Annotated in this window: 11 protein-coding genes; all 11 read right to left on the bottom strand. The window is 43.6% G+C overall.

Features of this window, described 5'->3' with window-relative positions; genetic code table 11:
• Window positions 1–4: 4 nt before the first annotated feature.
• Complete coding sequence (locus G601_RS0104105) at window positions 5–571, bottom strand: hypothetical protein (protein ID WP_155834457.1); 567 nt, start codon at window positions 569–571, stop codon at window positions 5–7.
• An 11-nt stretch (window positions 572–582) separates the two neighbouring features.
• Window positions 583–801 carry a type II secretion system protein gene (locus G601_RS0104100; RefSeq protein ID WP_026664551.1) on the bottom strand — a complete coding sequence of 73 codons (219 nt, stop codon included), beginning with the start codon at window positions 799–801 and terminating at the stop codon, window positions 583–585.
• Between the two features lie 21 nt (window positions 802–822).
• Window positions 823–1,449: a hypothetical protein gene (locus tag G601_RS0104095; protein WP_026664550.1), complete on the bottom strand. Its 627-nt coding sequence runs from the start codon at window positions 1,447–1,449 to the stop codon at window positions 823–825.
• 6 nt (window positions 1,450–1,455) lie between these two features.
• Complete coding sequence (gene gspM / locus G601_RS0104090) at window positions 1,456–2,052, bottom strand: type II secretion system protein GspM (RefSeq protein WP_026664549.1); 597 nt, start codon at window positions 2,050–2,052, stop codon at window positions 1,456–1,458.
• The gene (gene pilM / locus G601_RS0104085; protein WP_026664548.1) at window positions 2,049–3,632 is read right to left on the bottom strand and encodes a pilus assembly protein PilM; all 1,584 of its coding nucleotides are present in this window, start codon (window positions 3,630–3,632) and stop codon (window positions 2,049–2,051) included. The genes gspM and pilM overlap by 4 nt, the downstream gene beginning before the upstream one ends.
• Window positions 3,633–3,645: 13 nt before the next feature.
• Window positions 3,646–4,437, bottom strand: coding sequence for a prepilin peptidase (locus G601_RS0104080; RefSeq protein ID WP_026664547.1), 792 nt, complete (start codon window positions 4,435–4,437; stop codon window positions 3,646–3,648).
• 1 nt (window position 4,438) lies between these two features.
• Window positions 4,439–5,662 carry a type II secretion system F family protein gene (locus G601_RS0104075; RefSeq protein ID WP_026664546.1) on the bottom strand — a complete coding sequence of 408 codons (1,224 nt, stop codon included), beginning with the start codon at window positions 5,660–5,662 and terminating at the stop codon, window positions 4,439–4,441.
• A gap of 15 nt (window positions 5,663–5,677) precedes the next feature.
• Window positions 5,678–6,730, bottom strand: coding sequence for a type IV pilus twitching motility protein PilT (locus tag G601_RS0104070; protein ID WP_026664545.1), 1,053 nt, complete (start codon window positions 6,728–6,730; stop codon window positions 5,678–5,680).
• 12 nt (window positions 6,731–6,742) lie between these two features.
• A complete protein-coding gene (locus G601_RS0104065; RefSeq protein WP_026664544.1) occupies window positions 6,743–8,467 on the bottom strand; it encodes a GspE/PulE family protein in 1,725 nt (574 codons plus the stop codon).
• Between the two features lie 40 nt (window positions 8,468–8,507).
• Complete coding sequence (locus G601_RS0104060) at window positions 8,508–8,786, bottom strand: hypothetical protein (RefSeq protein WP_207638017.1); 279 nt, start codon at window positions 8,784–8,786, stop codon at window positions 8,508–8,510.
• Window positions 8,787–8,892: 106 nt separating this feature from the next.
• Window positions 8,893–9,255, bottom strand: coding sequence for a competence type IV pilus major pilin ComGC (locus G601_RS27140; protein WP_051205565.1), 363 nt, complete (start codon window positions 9,253–9,255; stop codon window positions 8,893–8,895).
• Between the last annotated feature and the right edge of the window lie 11 nt (window positions 9,256–9,266).

Genomic DNA, 9,266 nt, shown 5'->3' with positions numbered 1-9,266 from the left:
TTTTTTATTCCATTACTGAAGCCTTCACCGTTACCTTATATCTTCCGGCTGCCAGCTCCTTGCCTGTTTTATCCTCTACGTTTATCGTATATTCAAAATTCAATTTACTGTCATCCTTAGATGGTGGCGATAGAACAAAGCTCACTCTAAGGTTATTTGCATAATTAAAAGCTGTTCCGTTATTTGATCCGACTATCGGATAATAGCTTTTTTCCGATTTTATGTTCTTAAGACATACCGTGTTCTGATCATTTGCCAGCACACATCTTCCGCCCAGGATGCCGCTGCCATCGATAAAGGATATGTCATTGCCCTCTAATACAAAATCACTCGCTGTAGTCAGCTCATTTCTTACAAAATCCGATAGCGTCGACATTATCATCTGCGCCTTGGATCTGTTGGTGCTCTCTATATAGCGCTTTGCCGCAAGGTCCATGGCTTGAGTCACAAGCTGCGTAGCCAGAAGCAGTATGACCACAGCTAGCAGCATTTCCAATATGGAAAATCCCTTTGAATCGGATTTTAATTTATTCCGCAAAAGCTTTATCAGCTTTATCTTTTTCCTTTTCATACCTGTATCTGTCACCTAATGCTAAAATCAGTAACCTCAACCCCAAAGTTCACTGCATTCTCATCAGAATAGACCGACTGTTCCGCCGCCTTCCTGTTAGCTCTGGCTGCTCCAACAACTGCCCCCGGCAGCATCATCAGCGCCAGCACTCCTATGAGAAGCGCTACCAGAGTCTCTATAAGCGACTCTCCTTTTTTACTTTTAAGCCTTTTTAAAATCTTGACCCGCATGACTATTTACCCGTTCTTACTTTAGTCCTTCTGTTTTCCGATAATATATGCTCCCTCGCCTGACCATGATGCATAGGTTACTTTTCTTTTTTCCATGTTTCCGTTTTCATCGCCTGTCCCGGGGATTTCCTCTTCAATTGTCTGTCCCTCTCCGGGGATGATGATCGTAAGAGGATAATCCGTTTTTCCGGATTCCACCCATATGTCGATAGAAATCGTATAGCTTGAATCCATCTTCATTTTTCCAACGAGGCTTCCTTCAATCTTTTCAAGTCCGCTGTATGAAAAGCTAATGTCTCTCTCCTGGCTTCCGCCCCCTGCAGCTATGGAATCTGCCATGCTTTTAATGCTGTCTCCAAGCTTGTCGTCAACTCCTGTCAATGTTGATTCATCATCATCCTCAGCCCTTTTGTATGCGAAATCTCCCTCGATACAATCCTGAATCAGTCTTGCAGCTTCGGTTGTAGCAATATATGCTACCTCCTCTTTTTTCTCCTCGACTGTTCGCCTCGCATTAAGAATCGCTGCATTCACGATAGCTATGGCAACAAAGGCAACAATGAGAAATCCCACCAGAGCAAGAATTACTGATGCGCCATTATCGGATTTTAATTTTTTCTGACATTTAGCTTTTAAAGATGAACGCATTGATAATTATTCCTTCTTCTGGTCCTCCGGCAGCTCTTTATCCGGAGTTCCTCCGTGCATGGTCTCATAAAATGTTCCGCTTAGACTTACTGTCACCTCACCGTCCTGAAGGTTTGACTCTCTGAAAAACGGAGATATCGACATATCACCTACGAGGCACCTAAGTTCACTGTCTTCAAGTTCCTTAAGGATTTTTTCTGCCTGAGCTAAGCTCCCTGCTGTATAGCTCATTGCAAAATCCCTGCGGATAAGGTCTTCTTCTCTTGAGATGTTTGTGAACTTTACAGAATAGTCCGTAGCCTTCCCAAGCAAGGTGTGGAGAAAATCAATTTCCTCTTTTCCCGCATTGTAGCTTGGCATATAGCTGATTCCAGACTTATCCTCACTACTTACATCCGCCTGCATTCTCTCTATCTTTTCAAGCCTTGCCTTGGTGACAGAGAGCTCTGTTTCAAGAGCCTGCTGCTCTGATCTTGCCGCTTCTATTCCATTCTCGATCGGAGTAAATATAAGCAAATAGTACAGGGCACCGATTATCACAATTCCCAGAATAACAAGCAGGATTTTTTCAGTTCCGGTTAGTTCCTTGTTTAGTCTATTCACTGTTCATTCCCCTCTTTTGAAGAATCAGTAATCAGATATATCTTTATCTGAGCATTAACATTGTTATCCCCGGCCCCAATATCTTCGCGAAGTGCCTCCTCTATAGTCTTTGCTGAAGTAACAGCGCAGCTTTCAACTATATCCTGCTGGCTTAAGAGCCTTGACAGCTGACTTACACTGTCAAGATTCTTTGCGAGAAGATCAACGGTAAGCGTCTCTCCTGCAAGGTCCATAAATTTTATCTTCATACCCTGCTGCCCTATCAGATCAGCAAGCTTTGCCGCCTCTAATCTGTCAACTCTTCCCTTTTCCTCATCGCTGAGCATATCCCAGCTATAGTGGTAGTAGTCCTCCATCGCGCTCTCGGCATCCACTATAAGCTTTGTCTGCGCAGTTATTTCCTCCTGTAAAAGTGCAGCCTTTTCTCTCTCTGCCTTAAGAATATTCATTCTGTCTATGACACCAAACTTTGCACCAATACAAAGGGCAACAAGAATCGCAGCAGCTGCAATAAGTACGGAGCTTGTCTTTACCTTTCTCTTTTCTCCGGCAACAGCCATATCTCCGTTGGTGGCTGCTCCGACGGCATCACTAAGAAGTATTCCCACCGAGCCAAAGGTCACGCTTATATCCTTATCCTTCTTGAATTTTGGATATAATTCGTCAAGCGTCACTACATTTTTATCAAGGCGCTGCTTAAGCATCTCTACCAAAGGCTCTGTCATCGCACCCATACCGCAAAGGACGATATCCTTAAGCCTTGATGTCATATCTGACATCTCGTAGTAATTTATTCCTTTCATTATCTCTATCGAGATATCCTTGTATGCATTGATAGCACCGGGAACCTGGTCACAGTCCTTATATTTGCTTCTAAGGTAAGTAACTGCAAGATGCCTGTCGACATTGAATTCATCGGCAATTGCATCTATTACCCTGTCCTCACCTATATCGATCATGTGTGAAACCTTGAACTCACCGTTCTTGAATATCATCATTCTTATAGTCTTCTGACTGATATCCATAAAGCAGCGCTCTTTCAGGATTTCCTCCTCATTGCCTATGGCACCAAGGAGAGTCTCATAGACCGAGGTCTCAGGCAAAGCCTTTACCAGCTTCAATCCCGCAAGCTTTAAGGTCTCACGAATTTCTGTGATAACACCTAAAGGAACTGCATAAGCAAGAAGTTTTATGGTATTACTTCCTTCATCATTCACGGTTCGTCTCTCAACGTAGTCATATACATACTGTTTGAGCTCACCCTGGATCAGATCCTTGAATTCAAAGGGGATGTTGAACCTTATCTGTTCTTCATCTATCTTGGGCATAGAAATATTACGGACGAAAATATCCGTGTCTGAAATTACATACGCTACATTTTTGCAGTTAATTTTCTTTTCCTTCAGCTGCTCCTTTAGGAATTCTGCAAACAGGTTCTGGGAAACAATTTTTCCTTCCTCAACTATATTGTCCGGGAATTCTTCCCATACTGTCTTGCGTATTACTCCGCCCTTCATCAGCGTAAGTGAGAGAATTTCATGAGTAACACTTAATCCTAAAACGCCATCATTTCTTGCCATCTGTTTACCCCTCTTATAGCAGTTTGAAATACCAGGCTGTTATCGCATCTCCAAACAGTAAAACCAGATATGCCGCCGAAGCAATTGAAGGTCCAAACGGAAATTCCTTCGAAGCATTGCGGCTTATCATTTTTCTTATAAGTGCAAAAATAAGTCCGAATATACAGGACAAAAGTACCAGTTCGTAGCTCTTTGCAAATCCCAGATAAACTCCGAGGACTGCGTAAAGCTTTATATCTCCGCCTCCAAGGCTGTCTCTTTTTAATATAGAATCCATAAGGAGGCTTAACAAAAGCATCACCGCGCCTAATATCAGGCCTGACAGGAGCTGCTTTCCATAGTACAAAAGGTTATTTCTTCCAAGTATCAGCTCTATTACTGAAAAGGCTGCCCAGCTTATAAATGCTGCCAAGAGAAGCTCATTTGGAACCTCAAAGGCTTCAAGGTCCACAAGTGCTATTGCAAAGAGTAAGCCGACAAGTACCCAGTTTTTATAGAACATTATCCCGTCAGGTCTCGTGCAGATGTATAAGACATCCGAAAGAACCATGAAGCTGATTTCCGTTATCAGATATCTGAGTGATATTTTCTCCTTGCAGTATCTGCATCTGCCGCCGCTACTCACATAGCTGAAAACCGGTATCAGGTCCCGCGGGCCAAGCTCGTGACCACAGCTCATGCAGTGGCTTCTGCCCTTTACATAATCTTCCTTTCTGACCATTCGCATCGCCATGCAGTTTAGGAATGACCCAAACACAAGCCCAAAGAGCGATATGCAGATGATCTCGTAAATTTGCTCTGCCAACCTACATCCCCTGATACATGCTGAACATTGCCATGTAAATAGCTATTACTATGAATCCTGCTATCAGCGCGATAAATATAAGTAGCGCCGGTTCAAGCATTGCAATTACCTTCGCAACTGCCTGCTCAAGCTCATTGTCGTAATACTTTGCAACGATATCCATGGTGTGCTTCATCTCGCCGGTCTCTTCTCCGACCGCAACCATGTCTGTCAGAATATCCGGCATAACAGCTATCTCACGCATTGAGCTTGCAATGGTCCTGCCTTCTTCTATCTTTCCAACCATCTCTGCGACTTTCTGCTTATAGACTTCATTGGTCATAACCTTTGAAGTTATATCAATTGCCTTTGTCATCGGAAGGCCTGCGCTGATCATTGTCGCCATTGTGTTTGAAAAAAGGCTTGCCGCATTAAGCTCTGCGATATTTCCAAACAGTGGAAGCCTAAGCTGCAGCCTTGCCAGCTGAAGTGCTCCCTTGGGATTTTGCTTATAGATTATGAAAAGCACCACAATAAGTGCGATCACGGTAGCAATGATAAGTATGTTATTACTGAAAAATGTCGAAATCCCTATGAGTATTCTGGTGGTGAGAGGGAGCTCTTCTCCAATCTCATCAAATAATGCCGTAAATGTGGGCACCACCTTTACCATAAGTATGATCACAACCACAACCGCTACAAAGAGCACGAACATGGGATAGGTCATAGCACTTTTGACCTTATTTCCAAGCTTTGTCTGCTTGTCGAAGTGTCTGAACATCGAATCAAATGCTCCTGACAGATCTCCCGCTTCCTCTCCTGCTCTTATGGTCTCGCAAAAGGTCGGTGGAAGCATTCCTGCTCCGTGATCCTCAAATGCGGAAGAAAGTGATCTTCCTGCCTCAACATCTGCAAACACCTCAGATAAAAGTCTTTTCAGATTCTTATTTGTTGTTTTATCCCCGATAAGTCTTACAGCTCTTGCAATGGGAATACCTGCTTTTAAAATTGTGGCAAACTGACTGCACATCAATGTGAAAGCCTTAGGATCAAGCTTTTTCACACTGATTTCCGAAGTCAGGAATTCCGGCAGCTCAAGAGAACTCTTCCTGATCTCCTTTATTGATAAAACCACATTATACTGTTCCCTGATCTTTGCAGTCGCTTCAAGCTGATCGATTGCTTCCAGCATCCCCTTAACCTGCTCGCCTGAAGCTGACAGAGCTGTGTATTTGTAGCTGTTCATCTTTCCCCTCTAACGTTAATTCATATTTCTTGATACAAAGTCCTTGTTAACTGCATAGTGAAGTGCTGTTTCTCTTGTTATCATTCCCTTTCTCACCAGCATGACTATCGACTGGTCCATTGTCTGACCGCCAATCTCAGCACTGGTGGCAACCATGTTTGCTATCTGAGGTGTATCCCCGTTTCTTATGAGATTTTTTATGGCATCCGTAACTATCATGTACTCTGTGGCAAGAACTCTTCCTCCCTCCTTTTTGGGAAGAAGCTGCTGCGTAAGGACTGCCTTTAAAACCATGGAAAGCTGTACTCTTATCTGCTGTGCTTTAGCCTCCGGAAATACCTGAACCATTCGATCTATTGAATCCGCCGCACTTCCTGTATGGAGCGTTCCAAATACAAGATGTCCGGTCTCTGCAGCTGTTATCGCTGTCTCTATGGTTTCTCTATCTCTCATCTCACCGATCAGGATTACATCGGGGTCCTCACGTAGTGAAGCTCTTAAGCCTGCAGCGAAGCTCTCGGTATCCTTTCCGATTTCGCGCTGGTTTATGGCACATAAATCCGGTTTGTATACATATTCTATCGGGTCTTCCAATGTAACTATGTGCCTTTTGTAGCTGTGGTTTATTTCATCCAGAATAGCTGCAAGTGTTGTGGATTTACCGGAGCCTGTTTCACCTGTAACAATGACTATGCCCTTATGCATCTTGGGTATATCGAGAACTCCAAGAGGAAGACCAAGCATCGGAAGCTGAGGTATCTCCTCCGAAAGGATTCTGAGTGCTATGGAAGGCACTCCCTGCTGCTTATAAATGTGAATCCTGCACCTTGCATTTGATATAGTATCTCCGATATCTATCTCGCCGGTTTTCATAAGTGTTTCGAAGGCTTCTTCTGTTTTTGCAAGCACCTTTGCTGTCAAGACACAGTCTTCTTTGGTGACAGGTGTATCCTCCATATTTTCAAGAGAGCCGTCCTTTCTGTATTTAGGACAGAGCCCGCATATAATGTGGATATCAGAAGCTTTTTCGGCTTTTGCTCTCGCTACCAGCTCTTCAATACTTGTCATAGCTTATTTCCTTTAATCACTCTCATTAGTTACTCGAAGCACCTCGTAAACGCTTGTGACACCATCGTAAACGAGTCTCATTCCGGCTTCCTTTAGTGATACAAAATTGCTGCCTTCTTTTCTAAGCTCTTCTTCTATCTCAGCTCTTACCGCTTTTCTGCTGATAAGGTCTCTGATCTTAGGGGTTACCATCATTATTTCGAAAATAGCTATTCGTCCTGAATAACCTGTGTTGAAGCACTGCTGGCAACCTCTTCCATATTTGAATTTGGTTCCTGGTTTAATTTTCACGCCAAGTCTGTCTATCTCATCCCTCTGAGGCTCGTATTCCTCAGCGCAGTAAGGGCAGATCCTTCTTACAAGTCTCTGTGAAATAACGCCTCTAAGTGTAGCTGCGATAAGATAAGGTTCAACGCCGATGTCCTCAAGTCTGTCTATGGCACCCACTGCGTCATTTGTATGAATGGTACTCATGACGAATCTACCGGTAAGGGCTGCTCTCATGCATATCTCTGCTGTCTCGCCGTCACGGATCTCACCAACTGATACGATATCCGGGTCCTGACGAAGGATAGCCCTCAGTCCGTTTGCAAATGTCATGTTTGTCTTTGTATTTACCTGAACCTGATTTAAGCCATCCAGGTTATACTCTATGGGATCCTCCAATGTCACAAGGTTAACGTCTCTTGTATTTAACTCGTTAAGCATTGCATACATTGTGGTGGTTTTACCTGAACCGGTAGGTCCTACAAGGAGCATCATTCCATTTTTATAATGGATAAGCTTCTCGTATTTTTCCATGTCGTCAGGACTAAGTCCCAGCATCTCTTTATCTATTTCAGTGTTGGATTTATCAAGAAGACGGCACACTATTTTTTCTCCCCAAGCGATAGGGAGTGTAGAAACACGCATATCGATGCTTCTGCCTAAAACGCTTACTGCAAAGCGGCCGTCCTGTGGAATTCGTTTGTCAGCCACGTCCATTCCGGACATGGTCTTAATGCGGGCAATTACTGCCGCGGTTATGTCCTTCGGAACCTTAAGGATATCCCTTAAGACACCATCAATACGCATCCTGACATCCATCCCATTTTCTCTGGGCTCAAGGTGGATATCAGATGCATGCTCTGAAACAGCGCGCTCAATAATTGAGTTAACCAGTCTGATAGTGGGCGCACCTTCGTTTTCTCCGGTAATGGAATTTGAAGAGATTATGAAATCAAAAGCGGATGACATAGATGTCTCAATGTCACCTCTCTCCTCAATTCCATGTTCTTTTTTATAGTCAGCGATTGCCTGCTTGGCGTTCTCATTTCCATAAAGAGTATTGATCGCTCTCTCAACAGCCATGTGTGTTGCAATGAGAGGAACAATCTTTAGGTTAGCAACCTTTCGTACCTCATCCAAGGCATAAATATTCAGAGGATCATCCATCGCTACGTATAGAGAATCCCCTTCTTTTTGCACCGGTACCAGGTGATTCTGCTTGGCAATATTCCTCTGAACGTACTTGGTCATCTCCTGAGGAATCGCCGCGTTTGCAAGATCGATGTAGTCAACCTCCAGCTGCACAGCCAGTGTCTTAGCCATGTCTTCCGGACTGACTATCTTATTACTGATAAGTACTTCACCAAGTTTTTCGTGTGTCTGCTTCTGTACATCAAGAGCATATTCCAGCTCTCTTTGATTAATCAGACCACGTTCTATAAGCATATCGCCGATTCTTCTTTTTGCCATATTTCCCCCTGCATAAAAAACTGAATCTTATATGTATATGCTATGGATTAACCCATTCTAATGTTATATTTTCTTCGTCGCCAAAAACTATGAGCAGATATTTCCCCTGATGTTCCTTTGAATTACCGTAAGGCTCGACCGTGCTTACAGCCTCCATAGGATCAACAAATGTCTTGTTCGTCGCATCGTAAACCATTTTTTCCAGCATGTCGTTTTGCGTATATGCCAGCCTGGCCTTATGCTCAGCCGCTATCTCGACCTGCCTGTCCATATCCTGCAAAGTACTCTCTGTCTTCATGGTTGCGACCTTTATCGCCACCAATACAACTAGAGCAATTGCAAAAACAATTGCCACAAGCACAATACGAGAGAGCCCTTTGGAATTAAATAGTTTTCTCATAGTCCGTATCTCAAGTTAAACACAATTAATTAATGGATATCGTACCGTCGGCACCACATGAAACAGACCAACTGCCTGAAGTCTTAGCAGCAGGCGGAGTGATTCCACTGGGCCATGAGATCTGTGACTGCCAGCCTTCCTTTCTCTGCTGTACAGGAATAGTCTTTGCCCCGACTGCATTGCCTGTCTCAAGATATTCAGCCATAACTTCTGCATACAAAGCTCTTATATTTGCAGCATCAGTGGCCTCTCTTGCCTTCTCGAGCTGATTGGTAAAAGTGGGTATTGCGATTGCAACAAGAACTGCTATTATAGCTACCACAATTAAGAGTTCTGCTAGTGTGAACCCCCTTGCTTTTTTCAATCTCTCCCTCATCTGTTTGATCATTTCAAGTCTCC

This window comes from Butyrivibrio sp. FC2001, assembly GCF_000424125.1.
Taxonomy (GTDB): Bacteria; Bacillota; Clostridia; order Lachnospirales; family Lachnospiraceae; genus Butyrivibrio.
The sequence above is the reverse complement of the archived record's forward strand: the minus strand, read 5'-3'. Positions and strand labels throughout refer to the sequence as shown.